We start from the raw sequence: 26,503 nt of genomic DNA, 5'->3' as shown, positions 1-26,503 counted from the left end.
CGCGCCATGCCGATCACCCGACACATCCCATTCCGATGTCGCGAGACACCCCATTCCGATGTCCCGAACCAGGACACCACCGCCCGCACCACCGGGGGGCCACCGACTTCTGCTGAGAGCAGAACTCCGCTGCTGGGCCCGGATCGGGCCCGGCCATCGACCTACGATGAGGCATGGCCGAGGAGCAGAGGGAAGCCGAGCCGCTGTGGCGGGACCTGGTGGGACGACGACTGCGCGACCTGCGCCGCGAGCGCGGTGAGACGCTGACCGAGACGGCGGGGCGGGCCGGCATCTCGCCGCAGTACCTCTCGGAGATCGAGCGGGGCGTCAAGGAGCCGAGCAGCGAGATGATCGCGGCGGTGCTCGGCGCGCTCGGCACGACGCTGCTCGACCTCACCACCTCGGTCGCCGGCGACCTCCGCCCGGTGGCGGTCCCGGTGCCCCTCCCGGTGGCAGCGGCCCCGGTGTCGGCGTACGCGCTGGCCGCCTGATCACCTCCCGGCGACGACGGCCGGGCCGCGCTCCTCGATCACGTGGTCGATGAGGCCGTACTCCTGCGCGCCCAGCGCGGTGAAGACGCGGTCGTGGTCGGTGTCGGCCCGCAGGGTCGCGGTGTCCTGGCCGGTGTGCCGCGACAGGATCTGCTCGATGTCGGCGCGCACCCGCACCACCTCGTCGGCCTGCAGGATCAGGTCGGGGATCGCGCCCCGGCCCTGGGCGGCCGGCTGGTGGAGCACCACCCGGGCGTGGGGGAGCGCCGCCCGCTTGCCGGCGGCGCCGGAGGCCAGGAGCACCGCCCCGACGGCGATCGCCTGGCCGACGCAGGTCGTCGCGACCTGCGGCCGGATGAACTGCATGGTGTCGTGCACGGCGAGCATCGCGCTCGGGTCGCCGCCCTCGCAGTTGATGTAGAGCTGGATGTCGCGGTCGGGGTTGTCCGCCTCCAGGTGGAGCAGCTGCGCCACCAGCGAGTTGGCCACCCCCGCGTCGATCGCGGTGCCCAGGTAGACCACGCGCTCGGCGAGCAGGTGGGAGTACACGTCCATGATCCGCTCGCCACGCGGGTGCTGGGCGATCACGTTGGGGACGAGGTAGCTGCTCATCGCGCCTCCTTCACCCTGGTGCCCGCCACGGCGAAGCTGCCGAGGCCGAGCGGCGCGCGCCGGGGCGGCACCAGCGCGTCGTACGACGCCACGATCTCGTCGACGAAGCCGTACTCCAGCGCCTGCTCGGCGGAGTACCACCGGTCGTGCAGCGAGTCCTCGAACACCCGCTCCAGCGGCTGCCCGGTGTCCTGCGCGATGAGGCCCAGCACGGTGTCGCGTGTGTGGCGCAGGTCCTGGGCCTGCAGCTCGATGTCGACGGCGGTGCCGGCGATCCCGGCCGACCCCTGGTGCATGAGCACGCGTGCGTGCGGCAGCGCCCGGCGCTTGCCGCGGGTGCCGGAGGACAGCAGGAACTGGCCGGCGCTGCAGGCGATGCCGAGCGCCAGGGTCGCGACGTCGCAGGGCACCAGGCGCATCACGTCGCGGATGGCGAGCATGGCCGGCACGGAGCCGCCGGGGGAGTGGATCCACAGCGCGACGTCGGCGTTCGGGTCGTCGGCGGCCAGCGCCACGAGCTGGGTGGTCAGCAGCACGCCGTTGTCGTCGTCCAGCGGACCGTCGAGGACCAGCACGCGCTGCTGGAGCAGCTCGCGCCGTACCCGGTCGTCGAACATGCGGGGTCGGTTGTCATCGCTCATGCCGCCACCCTGCGGCGCGCGGCGGCCCCGGACCAGGCGGTTCCGCCCACGGCAGTGCGCCGCTGCCCACAGCAGCGCTTGACTTCATGTCCACCTGAAGCGGGACAGTAGGGCCATGCACCGTCATCACCACGATCACGACCACTCCCTCGAGGCCCTGCGCGACGCGCTCACCGCGGGCTTCTGGGACGAGCGGTACGCCGGCAGCGACCGGGTCTGGAGCGGCCGGCCCAACCAGCGGCTGGTCGAGCAGACCGCCGACCTGACGCCCGGCACCGCCCTCGACGTCGCGTGCGGCGAGGGCGGCGACGCGGTGTGGCTGGCGAAGCAGGGCTGGCGGGTCACGGCGGTCGACGTGTCGCAGGTGGCGTTGGCGAAGGTCGCCGCGCACGCCGAGGACGAGGGCGTCGGCGACCGGATCAGGATCGGGTTCTACGACGCCCTCGCCGACCCGCGCCCTGCGGGCCGGCACACCTTCGACCTGGTGACCGTGAGCTTCCTCCACGTCCCGACGCCCGACTTCGCGGACATCTACCGCGGGATCGCGGAGGCCGTCGCTCCGGGTGGGCGGCTGCTGGTCACCGCCCACCACCCCGACGACGTCGTCACCGGAGCCCGTCACGACCACGGCCCGGGCCTGATGTTCGAGCCCGACCGCGTCCTCGGGACACTCGGCGCCGACCGGCCGGACGGCGGGTGGGAGGTCGAGGTCGCCGACACCCCGGTTCGCGAGCAGGCCACCGAGGACGGACCGCTGCTCGTGCGGGACACCGTCGTCCGGCTGCGGCGCACGGAGTGATCCGCGTCACTTCCGGCGCCGGCCGTCGTTGACGGTTGCGTGCTCGCTAGAACACGTTCCATCTCCTTGTTGGCGGTGGCCGCGTTGGCGGCGGGGGTCCTCGCCACCGCGAGCCCGCCCGCGCCCGCCGCCCCCGCCGTGCGGTCGTCGGTCGTGCCCGCCTCGGCGCCCGCCGGCCCGGACGAGCCGCCCCAGCTGCGACGCGAGGGACGCTGGCTGGTCGATGAGCGGGGCCGGGTCGTGATCGTCCACGGCTTCAACCTGGTCTGGAAGCTCGACCCCTATGTCCCGCCGGACACGGCCGAGGGCTTCACCGCGGCCGACGCACGCTGGCTGGAGCGGTACGGCTTCAACGGCGCCCGCCTCGGCACCCTGTGGGCGGGCATCACGCCGGACGCGCCGGGCGTCGGCGACCCGGCGTACCGCGCCGGCTGGCAGCGGGTCATGGACCTGCTGGCCGAGCGCGGGATCTGGATGCAGCTCGACATGCACCAGGACCAGTGGCACGAGACGTACGGCGGCGAGGGGGTGCCCGACTGGGCGCTGCGCCGTCCGCCGCTGCTCGGCCTGCTGCCGCCGGTCAACCTGCCCTTCCCGATGGGCTACTGGACGCCCGAGAACTCGGCCGTGTTCGACCAGTTCTGGGCCAACAGGCACGGCGGTCTCGACGGCTGGGCGCGGGCCTGGCAGGTCGCGGCCACCTGGTGGAAGGACCAGCCGCACCTGATGGGCTACGACCTCATCAACGAGCCGTGGATGGGCCTGGAGTGGCTGTCCTGCTTCACCGACGGCTGTGCGGCGTCCTACCGGCGCGAGCTGCAACCGGCGTACGAGAAGGCTACCCGGGCGATCCGCCAGGTCGACCCGCACAACGTCGTGTGGTGGGAGCCGCAGCAGCTGGCCGCCGGTCGCCAGGTGCCGACCTACCTGGAGCCGATGGCGGGGGAGGACCAGCTCGGCTACTCCTGGCACAACTACTGTCAGGACGTCTTCCTCGAGTCGCAGGGCCTGCCGTTCGGCAAGGTCGAGAACTGCTGGCGGTTCAGCCGGGAGCGGACGGCGACCGCTCTCGCCCAGGCCGACAGGATGCGGGCCGCGCCGATGATGAGCGAGTGGGGCGCGACCGACAACCTGCGCGCCATCGAGATCGACGCCGCGGTCGCCGACGAGAACCTGATGGGCTGGTCCCACTGGGCCTACAAGCGGTGGCAGGATCCCACGACCGCCGACGACGCGCAGGGGATGTTCCGCGACGACACCGACTTCGGCACGGTCAAGCAGGGCAAGCTGCGTCGCCTCGTGCGCACCTACGCCCAGGCGACCGCGGGCACGCCGCTGGCGATGTCCTTCGACGTCGAGAGCGGGGACTTCGCCTACCGGTACCGCTCCAACGCCGTCGACGCCCCGACCGAGATCTTCGTCAGTCCGCTCCACTACCCCGGCGGGTATGACGTCACGGTGACCGGCGGGCAGTGGGCGCCGGGCACCGGCGGACGGATCGAGGTGCGGCCCGACGTACCCGGCCGGGAGGTGTCGGTCAGGATCACCGGGCGCTGAGACGGCCGGTTCGGGAACCTTTGGCAACGTCCGAGCGTTGCACCAGCATCGAGACACCTAGACTGTAGGTGGAAGGGCGTCCACCGTGGCCGCCCGGCAGACTCGCAAGCCTGCGGAGGAGACCATGCAGAGCAACAACCCGGTGTTCCGGCGCTCCGAGGAGTTCAACCGGTCCGGAGCCGCTGCCTACCAGGGCTTCGGTGAGCCGCAGTACGGCGGCTACCAGCAGCCCGGCTACCCCGCCCCCGAGGCGCCGACCGGCGCTCGCCCGGGCCGGATGACGATCGACTCGGTCGTCCAGTCGACCGCGATCACGCTGGCCGTCGTCTTCGTCGCGGCGGCCGCCACCTGGTTCCTCACCCCGGCCATCGAGGGTGCGGACGTCGCCGAGGACCTCGCGCCGCTCTACGCCGCGTCCGCGATCGGCGGCATCCTGGCCTTCGTCCTGTCCCTGGTGAACTCCTTCAAGCGGGAGATCAGCCCCGCGCTCGTGCTCGCCTTCGCGGCGGCCGAGGGTGTGGCGTTGGGTGCCATCAGCAAGACGTTCGACGCCTTCATCGGCGACACCATCGTCCTGCAGGCCGTGCTGGGCACCATGGCCGCGTTCGCCGGCACCCTGGCGGCGTACAAGTTCCTCGACATCAAGGTCGGCAACAAGTTCCGCACCATGGTCACCGCGGCGATGTTCGGCATGGTCGGCCTCGGCCTCATGGAGATCGTCCTCAGCATGTTCAGCGCCGACCTCGGCCTGTTCGGCTTCGGCCCGCTCGGCCTGATCTTCGCGGTCGCCGGCCTCGTGCTCGGTGTGTTCATGCTGGTCATGGACTTCGACTTCGTCGAGCAGGGCGTCCGTAACGGCATCCCGGAGCGCGAGTCGTGGCGGGCGTCGTTCGCGATGACCGTCAGCCTGGTCTGGATCTACACCAACCTGCTGCGCATCCTCGCGATCCTCCAGCAGGACTGACCTTCCGGTCGCACGACGGCCCCGGCCCACCTCGGTGGGTCGGGGCCGGCATGTTTTTCGGTTCAACTACCGAATTCGTCGCCCTCGAGCGGTCTGAGCGACAGTTCCGGTGGTTGAACCGCGCGCCGCAGCCGACCTCTCGCCACCTGCCGCCGCAGCCAGATCCGCCGGTCCTCGTCGCCGAGGGCGCGCCGTCGGTCCACGGTCGACGTGTCGATCCACCACCAGGGCTGGTCGAGGGTCCACTCCGGGGTCGGGCGCCGCCGACCCGCTCGTTGGTACGCCGTCGCCAGCCTGCCGTCGAACGAGCGCATGTCGTCGTGAACCGCCGCTGGGGACGACAAATTCGGTAGTTGAACCGGAGACCCGGACCAGCCTCAGACGGGGTCCGGCGCCGTCTCGTGCTCCTCGGGCGCCTCACCGGGAACGTGCTTGCGGCCCCGGCGGTGCCGCAGCTCCACCCAGAGGCCACGGACGCCGGCTCGCCGGCCGCCGACCTCGGTGCCGCCCAGCTCGGTGCCGGGCTCGTTGACGGCCTGCACCGCGGCCCGGGTGACGGGCAGCACGCCCTCGCCGCGGTACGCCTCGAGGTCGGCCTCCTCGGGGGCGTGCTCGAGCGCGGCGAGCACGGAGGGGACGAGGACCCCGGCCAGTGCCTGGTAGCCCTCGGCGGAGGGGTGGAACTGGTCGGGACCGAAGAGCAGCGCGGGCGCGGCGGCGAACTCCGGGCCGAGGATGTCGCCGAGGGACACGGTCCGGCCGCCCTCCTCGACCACCGCGATCGTCTGCGCGGCGGCGAGCCGGCGCGACCAGGCCCGCGCCACCTGGCGCAGCGGGGGAGCGATCGGCTGGACGGTGCCGAGGTCGGGGCAGGTGCCGACCACGACGGTCGCGCCCGCCGCGATCAGGCGGCGCACCCCCTCCGACAGCGAGCGCACGGAATGGGAGGGCCGCACGGTGTGGGTGACGTCGTTGCCGCCGATGAGGATGACCGCGACGTCGGGCTCGATCGGCAGCGCGCGGTCGACCTGGGCGGCGAGATCGGAGGACTTGGCCCCCACCACGCAGAACTCGCGCAGGTAGACCCGGCGGTCGGCATGCTCCGCGATCGCGGAGGCGATGAGCGCGCCCGGCGTCTCCTCCACCCGCTCGACGCCATAGCCCGCGGCGCTGGAGTCGCCGAGCAGCGCGATCCGGATGGCGGGCCCGGGGCGGCCGCGGCCGTACCAGCCGGTCGCGTCCGGCGGCGGCTCGTCGCGGGCGGGGCCGATCGTCTTGCGCGCGATCCGGGCCTCGGCGGACAGGACGCCGTACAGGCCCGCGCCCAGCGCGGAGAGCCCGCCCCCGCCGTACAGCGCGGCGGCGGCGAGCTTGCGGGCTGCGGACGCCTTGCTCACGCCGCAACTCTACGGAAGACACCGGTACGGTGATCGCATGGAGTACGTCGAGTCCCTGCTGGAGCTGATCGGCAACACCCCGCTGGTCCGGCTCAACCGTTCCCTCGACCTGCCGGACAGTGACGGCGGACCGCTGGTGCTGGCCAAGGTGGAGTACCTCAACCCCGGCGGTTCGGTGAAGGACCGGATCGCCACCCGCATGATCGAGGCCGCGGAGGCGTCCGGCGCCCTGCAGCCGGGGGGCACGATCGTCGAGCCGACGTCCGGCAACACCGGCGTCGGGCTGGCGATGGTCGCCCAGCAGAAGGGCTACCACTGCATCTTCGTGTGCCCCGACAAGGTCAGCGAGGACAAGCGCAACGTCCTCAAGGCGTACGGCGCCGAGGTCGTCGTCTGCCCGACCGCGGTCCCGCCCGAGCACCCCGACTCCTACTACAACGTGTCCGACCGGCTCGCGAGCCAGCCCGGCGCCTGGAAGCCCGACCAGTACTCCAACCCGCACAACCCGCGCTCCCACTACGAGGAGACCGGTCCCGAGCTGTGGCGTCAGACCGAGGGGCGGATCACCCACTTCGTCGCGGGCGTCGGCACCGGCGGCACGATCTCCGGGATCGGCCGCTACCTCAAGGAGCAGAACGGCGACGTGCAGGTCGTCGGGGCCGACCCGGCCGGCTCGGTCTACTCCGGCGGCACCGGCCGTCCCTATCTCGTCGAGGGCGTGGGCGAGGACTTCTGGCCCGAGACCTACGACCGGGGCGTGGCCGACCGGATCATCGAGGTCTCCGACGCCGACTCGTTCGCCTTCACCCGCCGCCTCGCCCGCGAGGAGGCGCTGCTCGTGGGCGGGTCCTCCGGGATGGCCGCCTACGCCGCGCGCCAGCTCGCGCAGGAGCTCGCCGCCGAGGGCAGGAACGACGCGGTGGTCGTCGTGCTGCTGCCCGACTCGGGTCGCGGCTACCTCAGCAAGGTCTTCAACGACGACTGGCTGGCCCAGTACGGCTTCAGCACCGGTCAGCCCCGCCCGGCCCAGGCCGTCGGCGAGGTGCTGCGGAGCAAGTCGGTCGGCATGCCGGCCCTCGTGCACACCCACCCCAACGAGACGATCGCCGAGGCCGTCCAGATCCTCCAGGAGTACGGCGTCTCCCAGATGCCGGTCGTGCGCGCCGAACCGCCGATCGTGGCCGCCGAGGTCGCGGGCTCGGTGTCGGAGCGGGCCCTGCTCGACGCGCTGTTCACCGGCAAGGCCAAGCTGACCGACTCCGTCGAGCAGCACATGTCGGCGGCGCTGCCGACGATCGGCTCGACCGAGGACGCCACGGCGGCGGTGCCGCTGCTCGAGTCGGCGGACGCGGTGCTGGTCCACGAGGACGGCAAGCCGGTCGGCGTGCTCACCCGGCACGACCTGCTCAACTTCCTCGCCCGTGGCTGAGGGCGGGCCCGGCCTGCCGGCCGGGGTCCGCCCCGCGACGCCGGAGGACGTCCCCGACGTCCTCCGGTTGATCCGGGCGCTCGCGACGTACGAGCGGGAGCCCGACGCGGTCGAGACGACCGAGGACGACCTGCGCCGCTGGGTGTTCGGCGAGGATCCCGTCGCCGGCGTCCTCGTGGCGGAGTCCCCCGAGGGCGTGGTCGTCGGGATGGCGCTGTGGTTCCGCACCTTCTCGACCTGGACCGGCACGCCGGGGATCTACCTCGAGGACCTCTTCGTCGAGCCCGAGCAGCGCGGCAGCGGCCTGGGCAGGGCGCTGCTGACCGCGCTGGCGAGGATCGCGGTCGATCGGGGCTACCGACGCGTCGAGTGGGCCGTGCTCGACTGGAACACCCCGTCGATCGAGTTCTATGAGGAGCTGGGCGCCCGCCCCATGGAGGAGTGGACGACCTACCGGCTGACCGGCCAGGCGCTGGCGGAGCTGGGAGCCTCCGGCACGTAGTAGCGGCAGGTGTGGTGGACGACGAAGCCCAGCCGCTCCCAGAACGCATGCCCGCCGGGATTGTCGGTCTCGACGTGCAGCCAGGCGGTCAGCGCGCCGCGCTCGGCCGCCCAGTCGAGGAGGGCCAGGACGAGGGTCGTGGCCACCCCGCGGCGGCGGTGCGCCGGGTCGACGGTGACGCCGTGCAGGCCGACCCAGTCGCCGTCGACGGCGGCGTGCGCCTCGGCGACCGGATCGCAGCCGGTGCCGGCCGAGGCCAGGGCACGGGCGCCGGTCACGGTGAGCTCGACGCCGTCGCGGGAGGCGGCGCCGGCCAGCTCGCGCCGCAGCCGCGCCACCGAGGCGAGCATGAGGTGGGACTCGCCGTACTCCAGGCGCCGCCAGCCGGCGTCGGCGAAGGCCTGCTCGACGGCCGAGTCCGCCTCGACCTGGGCGAGCGGGTCCCGGCCGCGCGCGGCGTAGAACGCGACGAGGTCGGCCAGCGCCTCGGCGAACGGCCGGCCGGGGTCGCCCATCGCCAGGCAGGAGTTGGCGCGCTTCAGCAGCCGCCCGACCGGCTCCCGCTCGGAGCGCAGCTGCCACGCGCCGAGCGCCTCCCGCTCCACCGTGGGCCACAGGCCGCCGGTGTGCACCTCCGCGTCGCGCGGACTGACCCGCAGCCGGGGCGCGGGGCGGGGCGGGACCGGCTTGCCGGAGACGATGTCGGCCAGGGCGATCCGGACCTTCTCACCGTCGGCCTTCTCGACCAGGCAGCTGTCGGCGTCCCAGGCCAGGCAGGTGCCGAGGACGTCGGTGAAGGCGGGCCCGCCGCTGGGCCCGGTCCGCCCCGGCAGGACGCGGCGGACGACGATCCGCCGGCCCACGACGTGGGGTCCGAGGAGGTGGCGTCCAGAATCCGGGGGTCTGCGCGCGTCGGGCACGCCGGGGATACTAGGCTGACCTCGATACGAAACACATTCGTGTCTGACTCTGCCGCTAGTCCTGGTTCAGGAGGAACCGATGACCTACATCATCTCGCAGCCGTGCGTGGATGTTAAGGACCGTGCGTGCGTCGACGAGTGTCCCGTCGACTGCATCTACGAGGGCAAGCGGATGCTCTACATCCACCCCGACGAGTGCGTCGACTGCGGCGCCTGTGAGCCGGTCTGCCCGGTCGAGGCGATCTTCTACGAGGACGACGTGCCGGAGGAGTGGAAGGACTACTACGACGCCAACGTGAAGTTCTTCGACGACCTCGGCTCGCCCGGCGGTGCCGCCAAGATGGGCGAGATCGACAAGGACGCCGAGTTCATCGCTGCGCTCGAGCCGCAGAACCAGGACCACTGAGCCGCGCCGTGTCGGGCGCGGTCTCGGGCCGGCTGCCCGACTTCCCCTGGGACAAGCTGCCCCAGTACGCCGAGCGGGCCCGTGCGCACCCCGACGGGATCGTCGACCTGTCGATCGGCACGCCGGTCGACCCGACGCCGGAGGTGGCCCGCGCCGCCCTGACGCGGGCCGCGGACGCGCCGGGCTACCCGGTGACCATCGGCACTCCCGAGGTCCGGCAGGCCGTCGTCGACTGGCTGGCCGGCACGCACGGGGTGACCGGCCTGGGGCTCGACCAGGTCCTGCCGCTGATCGGCTCCAAGGAGTTCATCGCCTCGCTGCCGACCTATCTCGGACTGGGGCCGGGTGACCTGATCGGCTACCCGGCGCTGGCCTACCCGACCTACGAGGTCGGGGCGGCGCTGGTCGGCGCGCGTGCCGTCGCCACCGACGCGCTGACGACCTTCGGCCCCGAGACGCCGAAGCTGCTCTGGGTCAACTCGCCCTCGAACCCCTCGGGCCGGGTGCTGCCCAAGGAGCACCTCAAGAAGGTCGTCGACTGGTGCCGCGAGCGCGGGGTGCTGCTCGTCTCCGACGAGTGCTATCTGGACTGCGTCTGGGAGGGCGAGGCCCACTCCGTCCTGCACCCCGACATCTCCGGAGGCACCGCCGAGGGCATCCTCGTCGTCCACTCGCTCTCGAAGCGCTCCAACCTCGCCGGCTACCGGTGCGCGTTCGTCGCCGGCGACCGCGACGTCGTCGCCGAACTGCTCGCTGTCCGCAAGAACCTGGGCCTGATGATGCCCGCGCCCCAGCAGCACGCCATGGCCGCGGTGCTCGGTGACGAGGCGCACGTCAAGGAGCAGCACGAGCGCTACCGCGCCCGGCGTACGACGCTGCGCTCGGCGCTCGAGGCCGCGGGCTACCGGATCGACCACTCCGAGGCGTCGCTCTACCTGTGGGCGACCAGGGGCGCCGCCGACGAGGGCGGCCCCGACTGCTGGCAGCTCGTCGCCGAGCTCGCCGCCCAGGGCATCCTGGTCGCGCCGGGCGCGTTCTACGGCCCGGCCGGCTCCCACCACGTCCGGATCGCGCTCACCGCGTCCGACGAGCGGATCGCCGCCGCGGCCGCGCGGCTGGGCTGAGACGTCGTCGGCCGGCTGTTGTAACTATCTGTTCTTGCCGCTACCTGACCCGTAGACCGGTCAGGTAGCGGCAAGAACAGATAGTTACAGCGGCGCCCCGGCGCCGACCGGTCAGCGGAACACGTCGACGTGCACGTGGTCGCGGTGCTCGAGGATCTTCCGGTCGCCCGCGCGGTCCGGAGGGTCGTAGTCGCGCCAGCCGTCGCGGCCCGCGGTCCAGATCCGGTCGTCGAAGATGACCGTGCGGATGCCCAGGCGGGCGGCATTGGCGACCGCCCAGTGCGCCATCGCCCAGCCCTTCGCGCGGTTCGGCTCGGTGATCGGGCGGACGAAGACGTCGATGGCCCGCCCGTCGTAGTGGGCCGAGCCCTCCATGTGGCCGGTCGAGACCCCGTCCGGCTCGAAGCCGCCGAGCTGCAGCCGGCCGAACCGCTCGAGCAGCTCGGTGCGCACGGCGTCCGCCCGCGGCGTGAGGCCGCTGGCGACCAGCTCGACGTCGGCCTCGGGCGCCCCACCGGCGAGGTCGCAGCTGAAGGTGGCGGGGGAGTAGCCGGTCAGCGCGGAGGCGAGGGCGCGCCCGTCGGCCTCGTGGTCGGCGTACGCGTTCGGGAAGGCCGAGCGCTGCACGGCCTGGGCGGCGACGGTGATCTCCATCGTCTCGTAGCCGTCGACCTTCTCCAGCGCGTCGTAGAAGGCGTTGGTGGCGTAGACGGGGTCGAGGACCTGGTCCGGCGTGCCCCAGCCCTGCGAGGGCCGCTGCTGGAACAGCCCCAGCGAGTCGCGGTCGCCGTAGTCGATGTTGACCAGCTTCGACTCCTGGTACGCCGTCGCCAGGGCGATCGAGGTCGCCCGGGCCGGCAGCCCGCGGCGTACGGCGATCGCGGCGATCAGCGCCGCGTTCTCGGCCTGCTCGCCGCTGACCTCGACGGTGTGGTCCGCGACCGTGACGGTGCAGTCCCCGTCCGGCCCTCGGCCCAGCCGGTCGGTCGCCCGGAGCGCGCCGATGCCGACGGCGGCGACGGTCGCCAGGACCGCCAGGCCGACGACGACCGCCCAGGCAGGGTTCTTCACGGCACCCAGTGTGCGTGGGGGCTGGTGACCCGGTCGCTCAGTTGGCGTGCAGCGCGGCGTTGAGCGCGATCCCCTCGCCCTGCCACGGCACGGCCTCGATCGCGCCGGACACCGAGTTGCGGCGGTAGAGCACGTTGCTGGCCCCGGACAGCTCGGCCGCCTTGACGACCCGGGCGTCCTTGCCGGGCTCGAGCACGGTCACCTTGGTGCCGGCCGTGACGTAGCAGCCGGCCTCGACCACGCAGTCGTCGCCGAGCGAGATGCCGATGCCGGCGTTCGCGCCGAGCAGGCAGCGCTGCCCGACGGCGATGACCTGCTTGCCGCCGCCGGAGAGGGTGCCCATGATCGAGGCGCCGCCGCCGATGTCGGAGCCGTCGCCCACGACGACGCCGGCCGAGATCCGGCCCTCGACCATCGACGTGCCGAGGGTGCCGGCGTTGAAGTTCACGAAGCCCTCGTGCATGACGGTCGTGCCCGCGGCGAGGTGGGCGCCGAGGCGGACCCGGTCGGCGTCGGCGATCCGGACGCCGGCGGGGATGACGTAGTCGACCAGGCGCGGGAACTTGTCCACGCCGTACACGGTGACGTGCTGGCCCGCGGCCTGCAGCCGCAGGCGGGTGAGCTCGAAGCCCTCCACCGCGCACGGACCGGCGGAGGTCCACACCACGTTGGTCAGCAGCCCGAAGATCCCCTCGAGGCTCTGGCCGTGCGGCTCGACGAGGCAGTGCGAGAGCAGGTGGAGACGCAGCCACACCTCGACGGTGTCGGTGGGCGCCGCCGTCAGGTCGGCGATCTCGACCAGGTTGACCTCGCGGGTCACGCCGCGCGCCTCGTCCGTGCCCTCGAGTGCGACCAGCTCGGCGGGAGCCTGCGCGTCCGCGGGGCGCTCGCCCAGTGCGGGGGCGGGGAACCAGGTGTCGAGGACGGTCCGGTCGGCGGCGTAGGTCGTCAGGCCGAAGCCCCATGCAGCAGTCACGTGAGGAGAGTGTAGTTCCGCGACGCGGCACGAGGTGCCCGGGCCGCTCAGCCCTCCGCCAGGATCGCCAGCTGGCGGCTCTGCGCGATCAAGCGACCGTGCTCGTCCCAGAGCTCGACGTCCTCGTCGTGGTAGCCCGCGATGACGTGCCGGGTCGTGACGTGGCCGAGCGCCCAGCCGGTCCCCGTGGGGCGCCGGCGGTAGTGCACGGTGAGCTGGATCGTGGCCGAGGCGAGCAGCCCGATCTCGGCGGTCGCCGGCGGGAAGGCGTCGACCATGGCGCCGGCGAGGAGGGCGTCGACCGGACGCTCGTCGGCGGTCCGGATCCAGCACAGCGCCTCGGTGACCCCCGACGGCTCGCCGCGGAACCAGCCGGGCACGACCGGCGCGCGGTAGCGATACCGGTCGAGGATCGCCATCATCCCGGTCGGGATCAGCGCGCTCACGTCGGCGCACTCCTCGGGCCGGGGTACGTCGGGCGCGGCGTGAGGAAGGTGCTCGGCCGTGCCGGTCGCGTCCCAGTCGTGGGTGCTGACGACCGCGTGCGCGATCTCCTTGCCGTCCTGCGCCAGCACGGCGTCGTACGTCGAGACGCGGCGCCCCTTGCGGACCTCGCGCACCGTGATGTCGGCCGGCCCCGGCAGCCCCGGCCGGAAGTAGGTGATCGAGATGCTCAACGCGTCCGGATGCACCGACTCGAGGAGCACCGCGTGCTGCAGCAGGGCGAGGACGTAGCCGCCGTTGGGCGTCTGGTTCGCGGTGTTCCAGTCGGCGGTCACCTGGACCAGGTAGCGGCCCTCGCCGAGGGGCTGCGCGGTGACGGCGTCGTCGAGGAGGTAGCTCACCGGCCCATCCTCGCTCACTCGCCGGTGACGCCGTCGAGGCACTCCCGCAGCAGGTCGGCGTGACCGCAGTGGCGGGCGTACTCCTCGATCATGTGCACGAGGATGTCGCGCACGCTGGACGTCTCGGTGCCCTGGCGGAAGGTGACCGTCCGGCCGAGATCCTCGTCGCCGATCCCGTCCAGCCAGGCGTCGGCGAGCGCGACCTGCTCGCGCCACGCCGCCCAGGCCTCGGCGACCGCCTCCTCGGTCGGCTCCACCACGGCGAAGCCGGCGTCCCCGTCGTCGTAGATGCGCTCGCCCTCGACCTCCACGAGCGCGCGCTGGAACCAGAAGTGCTCGACCCGGGCCAGGTGCCGCACCATGCCCAGCAGGCTCAGTGAGCTCGGCGGGACCGACCGGGTGGCGAGCTGCGCGGGTGTCAGGCCCGCGCACTTGCGCTCCAGCGTCGCGCGGTAGTGGGTCAGGTAGTCGCGGTAGTTCGCCAGCTCGCCGGTCATGGGCCCACGGTAGGACGCGGCGCAATCCGGTTTCCGCTTCGGCCGCCCGCCGCCGTAGGCTGGGGGCACAGCGTTCGAGCCGTCATCAGCGGCGAGCTCCGGGAAGAAAGCCGCCAGCAGCCAGCAGGGGCGAGTAGAACCCGGCGGGCAGGCCCGTCACAGCCGTGAACGAGCGGTCGCCCCGGGCAGTCGACGGGTCGGCAAGCGAGGTGGTACCGCGGCAGACGTCGTCCTCGTGTCAGCAACGACGACGCAGGAGACCGAAGCCCGATGACCTATCCGAAGGTCACCACCGACCCGACCGCCGGACCCGCCGGCGAGCACCGAGCCGTCCCGTCCTCGCCGCGGTTCCCCCGCATCGAGGAGGGCGTCCTCGCCTACTGGGCCGAGGACGACACCTTCCGCGCCTCGGTGGAGCAGCGCGACCCCGGCGCGAACGGCGAGAACGAGTTCGTCTTCTACGACGGCCCGCCGTTCGCCAACGGCCTGCCGCACTACGGCCACCTGCTGACCGGGTACGTCAAGGACATCGTGCCGCGCTACCAGACGATGCGCGGCAAGCGCGTCGAGCGCCGGTTCGGCTGGGACACCCACGGCCTGCCCGCCGAGCTCGAGGCGATGCGGCTCAACGGCATCAAGACCACCGACGAGATCGTCGAGATGGGCATCGACAAGTTCAACGACGCCTGCCGCGCGTCGGTGCTCAAGTACACCGGCGAGTGGCGCGACTACGTCACGCGCCAGGCCCGCTGGGTCGACTTCGACAACGACTACCGGACCATGAACCCGGAGTTCATGGAGTCGGTGCTGTGGGCCTTCAAGGGGCTGTTCGACAAGGGCCTGGTCTACGAGGGCTTCCGCGTCCTGCCCTACTGCTGGAACGACGAGACCCCGCTGTCCAACCACGAGCTGCGGATGGACGACGACGTCTACCAGATGCGGCAGGACCCGGCGGTCACCGTCGGCTTCGAGGTCACCACGCCCGGTGAGTTCCAGGGCGTCAGGCTGCTGATCTGGACCACCACCCCCTGGACCCTGCCCAGCAACCTCGCGGTCATGGTCGGCTCCGAGATCGACTACGTCGTCGTCGCCCACGAGGGCGAGCGGTTCGTGCTGGCCGAGGCCCGGCTGGCGGCGTACGCCCGCGAGCTCGGCGACGAGCCCACGATCACCTGGCGCGGCACCGGCGCCGACCTGCTCGGCCTGACCTACGCACCGCCCTTCTCCTACTTCGCCGGCCACGAGAACGCCTTCCGCGTCGTCGCGGCCGACGAGGCCGTCACCACCACCGACGGCTCCGGCCTGGTGCACAGCGCCGGCGCCTTCGGCGAGGTCGACAAGGAGGTCACCGACCGCGAGGGCATCGATCCGGTCATGCCCGTCGGCAAGGACGGACGGTTCACGCACCCGGTGACCGAGTACGCCGGCATGCTGGTCTTCGACGCCAACCCGCACATCATCGACGACCTCAAGGCCCGCACGGGCGCGGTCACCGCGGGCACGGTGCTGTTCCGCCGCGAGACCTACGACCACTCCTACCCGCACTGCTGGCGCTGCCGCGAGCCCCTGATCTACAAGGGGGTGAGCAGCTGGTTCGTCGAGGTGACGGCGATCAAGGCGCGGATGGCCGAGCTCAACCAGGAGATCCGCTGGGTCCCCGAGCACATCAAGGACGGCCAGTTCGGCAAGTGGGTCGACAACGCGCGCGACTGGTCGATCACGCGCAACCGGTTCTGGGGCTCGCCCGTGCCGGTGTGGAAGTCCGACGACGAGGCCTACCCGCGCATCGACGTCTACGGCTCCTTCGAGGAGATCGAGCGCGACTTCGGGCGGCTGCCGCTGAACGCACAGGGCCAGCCCGACCTGCACCGGCCCTGGATCGACGAGTTGACCCGGCCCAACCCCGACGACCCGACGGGGAGGTCGACGATGCGCCGCGTCACCGACGTCCTCGACGTGTGGTTCGACTCCGGCTCGATGTCGTTCGGCCAGGTGCACTACCCGTTCGAGAACAAGGAGTGGTTCGAGGAGCACTTCCCGGCCGACTTCATCGTCGAGTACATCGGCCAGACCCGCGGCTGGTTCTACACCCTGCACATCCTCGCGACCGCGCTCTTCGACAAGCCGGCGTTCTCCTCGTGCATCAGCCACGGCATCGTGCTCGGCTCCGACGGCAACAAGATGTCGAAGTCGCTGCGCAACTACCCCGACGTCTCCGAGGTATTCGACCGCGACGGCGCCGACGCGATGCGCTGGTTCCTCATGGCCTCGCCGATCCTGCGCGGCGGCAACCTGGTCGTCACCGAGCAGGGGATCCGCGACGCCGTGCGCCAGGTGATGATCCCGCTGTGGAACACGTGGTACTTCTTCGCGCTCTACGCCAACGCCGAGCAGTACGACGCCACCGGGCGCACCGACTCCACGGACCCGCTCGACCGCTACCTGCTCGCCAAGACGCGCCAGTACGTCGAGAAGCTCACCGCCGAGATGGACGCCTACGCCATCGCCGACGCCTGTGAGACCACCCGGTCCTTCCTCGACGTGCTCACCAACTGGTACGTCCGTCGTTCCCGGGAGCGGTTCTGGGAGGGCAGGCCGGAGGCGTTCGAGACCCTGGCCGCCGTCCTCGACGTCGTGTGCCGGGTCGTGGCGCCGCTGCTGCCGCTGACCACCGAGGAGATCTGGCGGGGCCTGACCGGCGGTCGTTCGGTCCACCTGGTCGACTGGCCCGACGTCTCCACCCTGCCCGCCGACGACGGACTGGTCGGCGCGATGGACGAGGTGCGCGAGGTCTGCTCCACGACGTCGGCGCTGCGCAAGGCGGCCAAGCTCCGCAACCGGCTGCCGCTCGCCGGCCTCACCGTCGTGGTCGACGACCCGGCCGCGCTGGAGCCGTTCGCCGCGATCGTCGCCGACGAGCTCAATGTGAAGTCGGTACGCCTGGTCGCCACCGGCTCCGACGAGGCCGCCGGCTACGGCGTGGAGCAGAAGCTCACCGTCAACGCCCGCGCCGCCGGTCCGCGGCTGGGCAAGGACGTGCAGCTCGCCATCAAGGGCTCCAAGTCCGGCGACTGGTCGGTGGCCGCCGACGGCACCGTCACCGCCGGGGGCCTGACGCTGGCCGACGGCGAGTACACGCTCGAGACGGTCGCCGGGGACGCGGCCGCCGGCACCGCCACCGGCATGCTCCCCGGCGGCGGCTTCGTCGTCCTCGACACGGTCGTCACGCCCGAGCTCGCCGAGGAGGGCCTGGCCCGCGACCTGGTCCGCGCCGTCCAGCAGCTGCGTCGAGAGAGTGGCTTCCAGGTGGTCGACCGGATCGAGCTCACCATCGCCGGGCCCGCGGCGGTCGTGGCCGCGGCGCGTGCGCACGAGGCGCTGATCGCGGGCGAGACCCTCGCGACGTCGTACACCGTGACCGAGGAGGCGCCCGCCGGCGCCACCGAGGTCGTCGTGGGCGAGGGCGACAAGGCGGGGATCGCCGTCCAGCTGGCCTGACCCGGAGCGGCGCCAGCCGGTCATGACCTCGCGGGTCATGGCCGGCAGGCGCGCCGCTGCGGAGGATGGGCACATGCACACGCTCGCCCGCAGCTGGATCGACGACGTCCTCGCGGCCTCCCCGGTCGCCCGTGCCCTCGGGATCGAGGTGGTCTCCGCCCGGCCGGAGGAGGTCGTGCTCGCGCTCGCGTTCCGCGACGACCTGACGACCGTGCCGGGCGTCCTCCACGGCGGCGTCGTGGCGACGCTCGTCGACATCGCCGGCGCCGCCGCCTCGGCCTCGGGCCTCACGCCGGAGGACGCCGCCACGGGTGGCGCGACGACGCAGCTCGACGTCTCCTACGCCGACGCGGCGACCACCGACCTGCGGGCGACCGCGACGGTCCTGCGTCGTACCCGCTCCGCGACCCACAGCCAGGTCGTCGTCCGCGACAGCGGCGAGCGGGTCGTCGCACTGGCCCAGGTGACCAGCCGCATCTTCCACTGACGGGCGGGCGCCTCCCGTCGCCGCGCGCGACCGTCGGGCTGGTTGACTGTCACCCGTGCCCGCTCCACAGCTCGACCTCGCCGCCGACGTCGTGACCCTGACCCGCCAGCTGGTCGACATCGAGTCGGTCAGCCGTGACGAGCAGGCCATCGCGGACGCCGTCGAGGTCGCGCTCCGGGCGCTGCCGCACCTCGGCGTGACCCGCCGCGGTCACACGGTGGTGGCCCGCACGACGCTCGGCCGGCCCAACCGGGTCGTGATCGCCGGCCATCTCGACACCGTCCCCGTCAACGACAACCTCCCGAGCCGGTACGACGCCGCGGCGGGCATCCTGCACGGACTCGGCACCTGCGACATGAAGGGCGGCGACGCCGTCATCCTCAAGCTCGCGGCCACCCTGACCGAACCGGTGCACGACGTCACCTACGTGCTCTACGAGGCCGAGGAGATCGAGTCCGCCTACAACGGCCTGCGCCTGCTGGGGGAGTCCGACCCCGATCTGCTCGAGGCCGACTTCGCGATCCTGATGGAGCCGTCCAACGCCGGGGTCGAGGCCGGTTGCCAGGGCACGCTGCGCGTCGAGGTGCGGACGACGGGGGAGCGGGCCCACTCGGCACGCAGCTGGCGCGGGGTCAACGCGATCCACGGCGCGGCCGAGATCCTCGCGCGGCTCAACTCCTACGAGGCCCGGCGACCGGTCATCGACGGGCTGGAGTACCACGAGGGCCTCAACGCGGTCGGGATCCGCGGCGGCGTGGCCGGCAACGTGATCCCCGACGAGTGCGTGGTCACCGTCAACCACCGCTTCGCGCCGGACCGCTCGGAGGCCGAGGCGCTCGCCTTCGTCGAGGAGTTCTTCGACGGCTTCGCGATCACGCTGACCGACTCCGCGCCCGGCGCGCTGCCCGGGCTCGAGCGACCGGCGGCGAAGGCGTTCATCGACGCCGTGGGCGGCCGGGTGGCCCCGAAGTTCGGCTGGACCGACGTCGCCCGGTTCACCGTCCTCGGCGTGCCCGCCGTCAACTACGGGCCCGGGGACCCGATGCTGGCCCACAAGCAGGACGAGCACGTCGAGGTCGCCCAGATCGAGAGGTGCGAGCGGCAGCTGCGGGCGTGGCTGACCGGCACCGTCAGCCACACCGAGGAGGAGCAGGCATGACCAGGCGCAACGGACCCGGCCCGCGACCGAGCAAGGGGCGCCCCGCGGGATCCACCACGGACCAGCGGCTCCTCGACAGCCGTGGCGACGGCGGCTGGGTCCACACCGACACCTGGCGCGTGTTGAAGATCCAGGCCGAGTTCGTCGAGGGCTTCAACGACCTCGCCGAGGTCGGCCCCGCGATCTCCGTGTTCGGCTCGGCGCGGATCGCGGAGACCCACCCCGCCTACGACATCGGCGTCCGCGTCGGCGCCGCACTCGCGAAGGCGGGATTCGCCGTCATCACGGGCGGCGGACCGGGCGCGATGGAGGCCGCCAACCGCGGTGCGATGGAGGCCGGCGGCGAGAGCATCGGCCTCGGCATCGAGCTGCCGTGGGAGGCCAAGCTCAACGATTACGTCGGCTTCGGGCTCAACTTCCGCTACTTCTTCGTCCGCAAGATGATGTTCGTCAAGTACAGCCAGGGCTACGTCGTGCTGCCCGGTGGCCTGGGCACGCTCGACGAGCTGTTCGAGGCGATGACGCTCGCCCAGACCCTGAAGATCACCCAGTTCCCTATCGTGCTGATGGGTGTCGAGCACTGGCAGGGCCTCATCGACTGGATGCAGGGCTCGATGCTCGAGGACGCCCGGATCAAGCAGTCCGACCTCGACATGCTCACCCTCACCGACGACGTCGACGAGGCCGTGGCGCTGATGGTCGCGGCCCGCGAGCGGCACGGCTGAGGCCCCTGCCGATGTCCCACCCGATGATGTGGGTGTTCGCCGTCCTCATCGTGCTCGCGATGGGCGGCGTCGCCCTGCTCGCCGCCGGTCGCGGGGAGCCGATGGCGCCGGCGTACGACGACCGACCGGACGCCCTCGTCCCCGTGGGCCGTCCCCTCGGGGCCGACGACCTGCGGCGGGTGCGCTTCTCGCTCGCGCTGCGCGGTTACCGGATGGGCGAGGTCGACGAGCTGCTCACCCGGCTGGCCCGCGAGCTCGAGGGCGACGCGCCCGTCGGCGCATCCGCCGCCACGGGCGGGCCCGCGCCGGACGCCCTCGTGCGGGCACTCGCCGAGCGGTGGGCGGCCGAGCACCCGGCCGGCAGCGACATCCTCGACTTCAGCGCCGAGAGCGTCGACCAGGTCGAGTCCGCCCTCGACCAGTGGTCCCGCCGGGCCGAGGCCGGCCCGGCCGAGGACGATGCCGCGGTGTGGGCCGCGGGCAGCTATCTCGGCGAGGTCCTGGTCCGGGCCGTTCCCGGCGCCCGCTGGGCGCAGCACCCCGCCTTCGACGGGGTCCCCGTGGTCCGGATGCCGTCGGGCCGGTTCGAGAACCCGATCGGCAAGGCGATGGCGCGCTACGACGGCGACGAGGCCGACAGCGTCATCTTCTTCGTCGAGGCCGCGCTGGCGGCCGAGGAAGGGACCCGCTGAGAGTCCGGCTGCGCCTGCCGTGCGGCATGAGGGATAATGATCTGGCGCACAGTCGGATGCACAGGGCGTCCGGCGGATCGCAGAGGTAGTGGAAGAGGGGTGCCGCATGGCGGCGATGAAGCCTCGGACCGGCGACGGTCCGCTCGAGGTCACCAAAGAGGGTCGCGGCATCGTGATGCGGGTGCCGCTCGAAGGTGGTGGCCGACTGGTGGTCGAGCTCAACGCCGAGGAGGCTGCCGCGCTCGGCGACGCGCTCAAGAACGTCGTCGGGTGACCTCTCCGGCGACCCGCACCTCCGGCCCCGTCCTGCCGGGCCAGGTCTCACCCCCCGAGTTCGCCGCCAGCGAGCTGCCGCCGGGCGCCATCAAGGGCGTCGATGTCGTCGCGCTCCCGGTGCTCCCGGGTGACGACGGAGGCTTGCTGCTCGGCCCCGGCGCCGCCGAGGTGGCCGACGAGCTCGGTCTCGACCTGGTCGGCATCGCCGAGGTCCACGGCCTGACCGGAGCCACCGCCGAGGTCGCGGTCGTTCCCGTGCCCGACGGTGCCCCGGCCAACCCCGCCCTGCGCGTCGTCCTGCTGGTCGGGGTCGGCGCCGCGCGTCCGGTCGACCTGCGCCGCGCCGGCGCCGCCCTGGCCAAGGCGACCCGCGACCGCGCCGCTGTCGCCACCTCGATCCCCGGCCTGGCCGAGGACGCCTCGCCCGACGACCCCGTCGCGCTCGAGGCCTTCGTCGCCGGTGTCATGCTCGGCTCGTTCGTCTTCCACTGGCGCTCGACCGGCCCCGAGCACCAGCCCGTGCGCCGGGTCGTGCTCGCCGGCGCCGCCACCGACCGGGCGGCCCTGGAGCGAGCGGTGGCGCTCGGTGGCGCCGGCTGGCGCTCCCGCCTGCTGGCGACGGTGCCGTCCAACCTCAAGAACCCGGCCTGGCTGGCCGCCCAGGCCGAGCAGATCGCCGCGACGAGCGGTCTCGACGTCCGCGTCTGGGACGAGGTCGAGCTCGACCGCGACGGCTTCGGCGGCATCCTCGCCGTCGGCGCCGCCTCCGCGACCCCGCCGCGCCTGATCCGGCTCGACTACACGCCGGCCGGCGTGTCGGCGCGTGCCGCGCGGAAGCTGCCCGTCGTCGTCCTGGTCGGCAAGGGCATCACCTTCGACTCCGGCGGCCTGTCCATCAAGCCGGCCGCCTCGATGGGCTCGATGAAGCGCGACATGACCGGCGGAGCGGTGGTCCTCGCGACCATGGCCGCGCTCGCCGACGTCGACTGCCCGGTCCGCGTCGTCGGCCTGGTCGCCGCCGCCGAGAACGCCATCTCCGGCAGCGCGCTGCGCCCCGGCGACGTGATCCGGCACCACGGCGGCCGCACCACGGAGGTCGGCAACACCGACGCGGAGGGCCGCCTGGTCCTCGCCGACGCCCTCGCGTACGCCACCGCCTCACTCGCCCCCGCGGCCGTGGTCGACGTCGCGACCCTCACCGGCGCGGTCAAGGTCGCCCTCGGCCAGCAGGTCGGTGGCCTGTTCGCCAACGACGACACCCTCGCCGCCGCGCTCGACGCCGCGGGCGCCCGGGCCGGCGAGCCGCTGTGGCGCTTCCCGCTCTACCGCGGCTACGAGGACAAGCTCGCCTCCAAGGTGGCCGACGCGTCCAACGATCCAGGCGGGGCCGGTGCCATCACGGCCGCGCTCTTCCTCGAGCCGTTCGTGGGCGACGTGCCGTGGGCACATCTCGACATCGCCTCGGTCGGCGACGTCGAGAAGGAGTGGCACGAGTGGACCGTCGGACCCTCCGGCTTCGGGTCCCGGCTGCTGCTGTCGTGGCTCGGCTCGGCCGACCCGCTCGCCGGCATCCGCCCCTGAGGCGTCGTACCGGACCCGAGGGTCGTGGAATCGGCTGATCCACGACCGTTCCGTCGGGTACGACGGAGGTCAGTCGGCCTCGGGGACCCACTCCTTCTTCGCCACGAGCAGGCCGTCGCCGACCGGCAGCAGGGCGGGGACGAGCCCCTCGGTCGCGGCCACCTGCTGCACGAGCTCGCGGATCGCGACCGTCTCGTCGTCGCGCTGGGCCGGGTCCGCGACCCGGTCGTGCCACAGGGCGTTGTCGAACGCGACGACGCCGCCGGGCCGGAGCAGGCGCAGCGCCTCCGCGAGATAGGCGGCGTACTCCCGCTTGTCGCCGTCGGCGAAGACGATGTCGTAGTGCCCGTCGGTCAACCGCGGGAGGACGTCGAGCGCCGAGCCGGCGATGGTCCGCACCCGCTGAGGCGCGACGCCGGCCTCCTTGAAGGACTCCTTCGCCAGCCGCTGGTGCTCGGCCTCCACGTCGACGGTCGTCAGCACGCCGTCGGGGCGCATGCCACGCAGCAGCCACACCCCGGACACGCCCGTACCGGTGCCGATCTCGACCACCGCACGCGCCTCGAGGGCGGCGGCGAGGAAGCGCAGCGTCGCGCCGGTCCCCGCCCCGATCGGGACGACGCCGACCTCCTCGGCGCGCGTCCGGGCGGCCGCGAGGACGTCGTCCTCGGCGACGTAGGTGTCGGCGAAGGTCCAGCTGGTCGCGTTGATCGGTGTCGGAGCCACGGGCTCACCCTATTGCGTCCGGCGCCCTCCCGGCCGGAGCCGGCGCCGGGAACACCCGTCGGTCGCCGATCGTTGTGGCCAAAAGATGGGAGAGTTCACAGGGAACGCTCAGTTCCCACCCCTACGGTGAGAGGAGCCAGGACACCTTGGCGCTGATCCAGCGGAAGAAGGCCACGATGAAGGAGCCCGTCGATCCTCACCCCCAGCCCATCGGGCAGGGGCCGTCCGACCTGGACTGGGGACGCATCGTCGAGGAGCACTCCGACCGTGTCTACCGGCTCGCCCTGCGGCTGACCGGCAACCGCCACGACGCCGAGGACCTCACGCAGGAGGTCTTCGTCCGGGTCTTCCGCTCGCTCCACACCTACACGCCCGGCACCTTCGAGGGCTGGCTGCACCGGATCACGACCAACCTGTTCCTCGACCAGGCCCGCCGCAAGCAGCGGATCCGGTTCGACGCCCTGTCCGACGAGCGTGCCGCCCGGCTCGCGAGCGCCTCGCCGGCGCCCGACCTGGCCTATGCCGACCAGACCTTCGACGACGACGTGTCCGCCGCCCTGGCCGCCCTGCCGCCGGACTTCCGCGCGGCCGTCGTGCTCTGCGACATCGAGGGTCTCAGCTACGAGGAGATCGCCGAGATCCTCGGCGCCAAGCTGGGCACGGTCCGGTCCCGGATCCACCGGGGCCGGGCGCTGCTGCGCACCGCGCTCGCCCACCGCGCCCCGGCCGCCGGACGGACCCGGTACGCCGGTCCCGCGCCGCTGTCCGTCGGCGGGGGAGCGACCACGTGATCGGCCACCTCGGCACCCGGGTCAGCGCCCTGCTCGACGGACAGCTCTCCGATCGGGAGACCGAGGAGGCGTGGTCCCACGTCTACACCTGCCACGCCTGCCGTGACCTCGTCGAGCGCGAGGGCTGGGTGAAGACCCGGCTGGCCGGGCTCCACGAAGGCGAGCGGGGTGCGCCGTCCGGCCTCAAGGGATCCCTGCTGAGCCTGCCTCCCGGCGAGGCGCTGCTGGCCGGCCACGAGCCGCACGGCCCGCACCGTCGGATGACCGGCGCCGTGATGCTCGGCGGCAGCGCCATCGGCGCCGCGATGCTCGGCGTCATCGCGCTCGGGTTCGCGCCGGGCTCGGGTCCGCCGGCGGACCGCCGTCCCCCTGTCTCTCAGATCAACACGACGGTCCCGACGCCGTCGGGCTCGCCGGGCACCGGCACCGGGGGCACCGGCACCGTGGGTCCCTCCCGCGTACCCGGTCTCACGCCCGTGAGCCGGATGCTGCCCTGACCCGTCGGGTGTGGGGCCATCGGACATGATGGACCTGTGAACGACGCGCCCGACTCCGACCGCGAGCCCACCGAGCCGCTTCCGCCGCTCGAGTCGGAGCCCGTCGACTCCACGACCGGCGAGCGGGAGTCGGTCGACCTTGAGCCGGTCGCAGCGGAGCCGGTCGGGCCGGACCCGGTTGGGCCGGAGCCCGTCGAGTCGGCCCACCCCCAGTGGGCACCGCCCGCTCCCGGAACCGCGTCCGTCCCGGCGCCCAGCTCCGCGTACGGCGCGGCTCCCGGCCCCGGCCTGACCCCGCCTGGTCCTACGCCCGGTCCGACGCCCGAGCCGACGCCCGAGCCGACGACTCCGCTGCCGGGCCTCGCACCGTCGCTGCTTCCGCCGCCCGGGCCGCCCGTCCCGGGCGCGCCGCCGGCGGATCTCACGGTCCGCATGCCCGCGCCGTCGCACCGCAGCGCGACGCGGTCTCCGGGTTGGCTGATCCCGGTCGTGGCAGCGGTGGCCCTCGTGCTCGGCCTCGGCGGTGGACTGCTGGGCGCGCTGGCCTACGACCGGATCTCCGACGATTCCCCCGAGGGACCGGGCTACTCCGGGGACGGACTCGCCGGCGTCGACCTCGAGGACGCGCCGCCGCTGGCCGCGCCCGGCTCCGTGGCGGCCGTTGCCCAGGCCGTCTTGCCCAGCACCGTCCAGATCATCGCCGAGTACGGCGGTGAGGCGACCGGCGCGAGCGGGTCCGGCTGGGTGATGGACGGCAACGGCCACATCGTCACCAACAACCATGTCGTCGCCGACGCGGCCAAGAACAACGGCCCGATCGTGGTCGTCGACCACGACCGCAACCGCTACGAGGCCGAGGTCGTCGGCCGCAGCCCGATCTACGACCTGGCCGTCCTCTACGTCAAGGAGAGCGACCAGCTGAAGCCCGCGTCGATGGGCGCCTCCTCGAAGCTCCAGGTCGGCGAGCCGGTCGTCGCGATCGGCTCCCCGCTGAGCCTGCCCGACACGGTCACCTCGGGCATCGTCAGCTATCTGCACCGTCCGGTCACCACGGGCGGCGCCGACTCCCAGTCGTGGATCGACGCGATCCAGACCGATGCCGCGATCAACCCCGGCAACTCCGGCGGTCCGCTGGTCAACCAGAAGGGCGAGGTGATCGGCGTGAACTCCGCCATCGCCACGGCCGGCGGTGGCTCGATCGACTCCGACGCCGGCAACATCGGTGTGGGCTTCGCGATCCCTGTCGAGCAGGTGCGGGTCACGGCCGACCAGATCCTCAAGACCGGCAAGGCGCAGTACCCCGTCATCGGGGCCACGGTGAAGACCGGCGGTGGGCCCACCGGCGCCGGTGCGGAGATCAACGAGATCAACTCCGGCAGCCCGGCTGAGGCCGCCGGGCTGCGCAAGGGCGATGTGATCACGCACGTGAACGGCAGCCGGGTGAGCGACGGCAATGCCCTCATCGTCGCCATCCGGACCCACCAGCCCGGCGAGACGATCGAGTTCACCCTCACCCGCGGCTCGAAGGAGCAGAAGGTCGAGGTCACCCTCGACGGCCAGGAGGGGTAGGGCGCGCTCGCGTCGGGACCCGACGCCATCGCTGACGCGATCCGACGGCACGCTCCGGAGCCGCGCCGGCAGCGGCTGCTACCCGGCCGTGATCAGGCGGCTCGGGGTCGGGCGGGGGCGTAGGTGAGTCTGCCGGTGAGGTGGTGGCGGGTGGTGCGGGGTGGTGGGGTCCAGACGGGTTGGCCGGTGTCCTTGTCGATCTTCACGATCCAGGGGGTCTGGTGGATCAACGTGTGGTGGTGTCGGCACAGCATCACGAGGTTGGACAGTG

27 protein-coding genes are annotated in these 26,503 nt (G+C 72.7%); 18 read left to right on the top strand and 9 right to left on the bottom strand.

Annotated features, from left to right (window positions below; genetic code table 11):
* Positions 1–173: 173 nt before the first annotated feature.
* Positions 174–491 (top strand): helix-turn-helix domain-containing protein, encoded by a 318-nt coding sequence (locus tag ACPZVR_RS24825; RefSeq protein WP_436702368.1) that lies wholly within the window; start codon positions 174–176, stop codon positions 489–491.
* On the opposite strand, the gene ACPZVR_RS24820 is transcribed toward ACPZVR_RS24825, so the two are convergent.
* Together ACPZVR_RS24820 and ACPZVR_RS24815 are read right to left on the bottom strand one after the other, a co-directional pair.
* Positions 492–1,103 carry a ClpP family protease gene (locus tag ACPZVR_RS24820; protein WP_436702367.1) on the bottom strand — a complete coding sequence of 204 codons (612 nt, stop codon included), beginning with the start codon at positions 1,101–1,103 and terminating at the stop codon, positions 492–494.
* Positions 1,100–1,744, bottom strand: coding sequence for a ClpP family protease (locus tag ACPZVR_RS24815; protein WP_436702366.1), 645 nt, complete (start codon positions 1,742–1,744; stop codon positions 1,100–1,102). The genes ACPZVR_RS24820 and ACPZVR_RS24815 overlap by 4 nt, the downstream gene beginning before the upstream one ends.
* A 115-nt stretch (positions 1,745–1,859) precedes the next feature.
* Between ACPZVR_RS24815 and ACPZVR_RS24810 the strand changes: the two genes are divergently transcribed.
* From ACPZVR_RS24810 to ACPZVR_RS24800, 3 genes are all read left to right on the top strand, one after another.
* Positions 1,860–2,543: an SAM-dependent methyltransferase gene (locus tag ACPZVR_RS24810; RefSeq protein ID WP_436702365.1), complete on the top strand. Its 684-nt coding sequence runs from the start codon at positions 1,860–1,862 to the stop codon at positions 2,541–2,543.
* A gap of 75 nt (positions 2,544–2,618) precedes the next feature.
* The gene (locus ACPZVR_RS24805) at positions 2,619–4,100 is read left to right on the top strand and encodes a cellulase family glycosylhydrolase (protein ID WP_436702364.1); all 1,482 of its coding nucleotides are present in this window, start codon (positions 2,619–2,621) and stop codon (positions 4,098–4,100) included.
* Between the two features lie 124 nt (positions 4,101–4,224).
* Entirely contained in the window at positions 4,225–5,064 is an 840-nt protein-coding gene (locus ACPZVR_RS24800) for a Bax inhibitor-1/YccA family protein (protein ID WP_436702363.1), read from the top strand.
* Positions 5,065–5,441: 377 nt separating this feature from the next.
* Here the strand turns inward: ACPZVR_RS24800 and ACPZVR_RS24795 are convergent, their stop codons facing one another.
* Entirely contained in the window at positions 5,442–6,461 is a 1,020-nt protein-coding gene (locus tag ACPZVR_RS24795; protein ID WP_436702362.1) for an SGNH/GDSL hydrolase family protein, read from the bottom strand.
* A gap of 37 nt (positions 6,462–6,498) precedes the next feature.
* Here ACPZVR_RS24795 and ACPZVR_RS24790 point away from each other — a divergent pair, with 37 nt between their 5' ends.
* A complete protein-coding gene (locus tag ACPZVR_RS24790) occupies positions 6,499–7,890 on the top strand; it encodes a cystathionine beta-synthase (RefSeq protein ID WP_436702361.1) in 1,392 nt (463 codons plus the stop codon).
* Positions 7,883–8,392 carry a GNAT family N-acetyltransferase gene (locus ACPZVR_RS24785; protein ID WP_436702360.1) on the top strand — a complete coding sequence of 170 codons (510 nt, stop codon included), beginning with the start codon at positions 7,883–7,885 and terminating at the stop codon, positions 8,390–8,392. Before ACPZVR_RS24790 ends, ACPZVR_RS24785 begins: the two co-directional genes overlap by 8 nt.
* Here ACPZVR_RS24785 and ACPZVR_RS24780 read toward each other — a convergent pair.
* The gene (locus ACPZVR_RS24780) at positions 8,341–9,255 is read right to left on the bottom strand and encodes a GNAT family N-acetyltransferase (RefSeq protein WP_436702359.1); all 915 of its coding nucleotides are present in this window, start codon (positions 9,253–9,255) and stop codon (positions 8,341–8,343) included. The two genes, ACPZVR_RS24785 and ACPZVR_RS24780, sit on opposite strands and share 52 nt — an antisense overlap.
* Before the next feature lie 136 nt (positions 9,256–9,391).
* Here ACPZVR_RS24780 and fdxA point away from each other — a divergent pair, with 136 nt between their 5' ends.
* Together fdxA and dapC are read left to right on the top strand one after the other, a co-directional pair.
* Positions 9,392–9,718 carry a ferredoxin gene (gene fdxA, locus ACPZVR_RS24775; RefSeq protein ID WP_282400455.1) on the top strand — a complete coding sequence of 109 codons (327 nt, stop codon included), beginning with the start codon at positions 9,392–9,394 and terminating at the stop codon, positions 9,716–9,718.
* Positions 9,719–9,726: 8 nt separating this feature from the next.
* Positions 9,727–10,842, top strand: a complete 1,116-nt coding sequence (dapC, locus tag ACPZVR_RS24770) for a succinyldiaminopimelate transaminase (RefSeq protein WP_436702358.1) — start codon at positions 9,727–9,729, stop codon at positions 10,840–10,842.
* Between the two features lie 111 nt (positions 10,843–10,953).
* Here the strand turns inward: dapC and ACPZVR_RS24765 are convergent, their stop codons facing one another.
* The 4 genes from ACPZVR_RS24765 to ACPZVR_RS24750 are packed head-to-tail and all read right to left on the bottom strand — an operon-like array spanning position 10,954 to position 14,231.
* Positions 10,954–11,913: a VldE C-terminal domain-containing protein gene (locus tag ACPZVR_RS24765; protein ID WP_436702357.1), complete on the bottom strand. Its 960-nt coding sequence runs from the start codon at positions 11,911–11,913 to the stop codon at positions 10,954–10,956.
* A 37-nt stretch (positions 11,914–11,950) separates the two neighbouring features.
* Positions 11,951–12,889, bottom strand: a complete 939-nt coding sequence (gene dapD / locus ACPZVR_RS24760; RefSeq protein ID WP_436702356.1) for a 2,3,4,5-tetrahydropyridine-2,6-dicarboxylate N-succinyltransferase — start codon at positions 12,887–12,889, stop codon at positions 11,951–11,953.
* Positions 12,890–12,936: 47 nt separating this feature from the next.
* Positions 12,937–13,734 (bottom strand): acyl-CoA thioesterase, encoded by a 798-nt coding sequence (locus tag ACPZVR_RS24755; protein ID WP_436702355.1) that lies wholly within the window; start codon positions 13,732–13,734, stop codon positions 12,937–12,939.
* Positions 13,735–13,748: 14 nt separating this feature from the next.
* Positions 13,749–14,231, bottom strand: a complete 483-nt coding sequence (locus tag ACPZVR_RS24750) for a DinB family protein (protein WP_436702354.1) — start codon at positions 14,229–14,231, stop codon at positions 13,749–13,751.
* Between the two features lie 270 nt (positions 14,232–14,501).
* On the opposite strand from ACPZVR_RS24750, the gene ileS reads away from it, so the two are divergent.
* The 7 genes from ileS (at position 14,502) to ACPZVR_RS24715 (ending at position 22,649) form a co-directional block, all read left to right on the top strand.
* Positions 14,502–17,729, top strand: a complete 3,228-nt coding sequence (ileS, locus tag ACPZVR_RS24745) for an isoleucine--tRNA ligase (protein ID WP_436702353.1) — start codon at positions 14,502–14,504, stop codon at positions 17,727–17,729.
* A 73-nt stretch (positions 17,730–17,802) separates the two neighbouring features.
* Positions 17,803–18,216, top strand: a complete 414-nt coding sequence (locus ACPZVR_RS24740; protein ID WP_436702352.1) for a PaaI family thioesterase — start codon at positions 17,803–17,805, stop codon at positions 18,214–18,216.
* Between the two features lie 55 nt (positions 18,217–18,271).
* Positions 18,272–19,375, top strand: coding sequence for a succinyl-diaminopimelate desuccinylase (gene dapE, locus ACPZVR_RS24735; RefSeq protein WP_436702351.1), 1,104 nt, complete (start codon positions 18,272–18,274; stop codon positions 19,373–19,375).
* The gene (locus tag ACPZVR_RS24730) at positions 19,372–20,100 is read left to right on the top strand and encodes an LOG family protein (RefSeq protein WP_436702350.1); all 729 of its coding nucleotides are present in this window, start codon (positions 19,372–19,374) and stop codon (positions 20,098–20,100) included. Before dapE ends, ACPZVR_RS24730 begins: the two co-directional genes overlap by 4 nt.
* An 11-nt stretch (positions 20,101–20,111) precedes the next feature.
* A complete protein-coding gene (locus tag ACPZVR_RS24725) occupies positions 20,112–20,792 on the top strand; it encodes a DUF6278 family protein (protein WP_436702349.1) in 681 nt (226 codons plus the stop codon).
* A 106-nt stretch (positions 20,793–20,898) separates the two neighbouring features.
* A complete protein-coding gene (locus ACPZVR_RS24720) occupies positions 20,899–21,066 on the top strand; it encodes a DUF3117 domain-containing protein (protein ID WP_139624137.1) in 168 nt (55 codons plus the stop codon).
* Positions 21,063–22,649, top strand: a complete 1,587-nt coding sequence (locus ACPZVR_RS24715; protein WP_436702348.1) for a leucyl aminopeptidase family protein — start codon at positions 21,063–21,065, stop codon at positions 22,647–22,649. The genes ACPZVR_RS24720 and ACPZVR_RS24715 overlap by 4 nt, the downstream gene beginning before the upstream one ends.
* 69 nt (positions 22,650–22,718) lie before the next feature.
* On the opposite strand, the gene ACPZVR_RS24710 is transcribed toward ACPZVR_RS24715, so the two are convergent.
* Positions 22,719–23,375: an O-methyltransferase gene (locus tag ACPZVR_RS24710; RefSeq protein WP_436702347.1), complete on the bottom strand. Its 657-nt coding sequence runs from the start codon at positions 23,373–23,375 to the stop codon at positions 22,719–22,721.
* A 176-nt stretch (positions 23,376–23,551) separates the two neighbouring features.
* Here ACPZVR_RS24710 and sigE point away from each other — a divergent pair, with 176 nt between their 5' ends.
* From sigE to ACPZVR_RS24695, 3 genes are read left to right on the top strand one after another with little or no spacing between them, the layout of a single operon-like run.
* Complete coding sequence (gene sigE, locus ACPZVR_RS24705; RefSeq protein ID WP_436702346.1) at positions 23,552–24,166, top strand: RNA polymerase sigma factor SigE; 615 nt, start codon at positions 23,552–23,554, stop codon at positions 24,164–24,166.
* The gene (locus ACPZVR_RS24700) at positions 24,163–24,663 is read left to right on the top strand and encodes an anti-sigma factor family protein (RefSeq protein WP_436702345.1); all 501 of its coding nucleotides are present in this window, start codon (positions 24,163–24,165) and stop codon (positions 24,661–24,663) included. The genes sigE and ACPZVR_RS24700 overlap by 4 nt, the downstream gene beginning before the upstream one ends.
* Positions 24,664–24,699: 36 nt before the next feature.
* Positions 24,700–26,232, top strand: a complete 1,533-nt coding sequence (locus tag ACPZVR_RS24695; protein WP_436702344.1) for a S1C family serine protease — start codon at positions 24,700–24,702, stop codon at positions 26,230–26,232.
* Positions 26,233–26,503 lie beyond the last annotated feature (271 nt).

The organism is Nocardioides segetis, assembly GCF_051390595.1.
GTDB lineage: Bacteria > Actinomycetota > Actinomycetes > Propionibacteriales > Nocardioidaceae > Nocardioides.
This window is presented reverse-complemented; position numbering and strand designations above follow the sequence as displayed.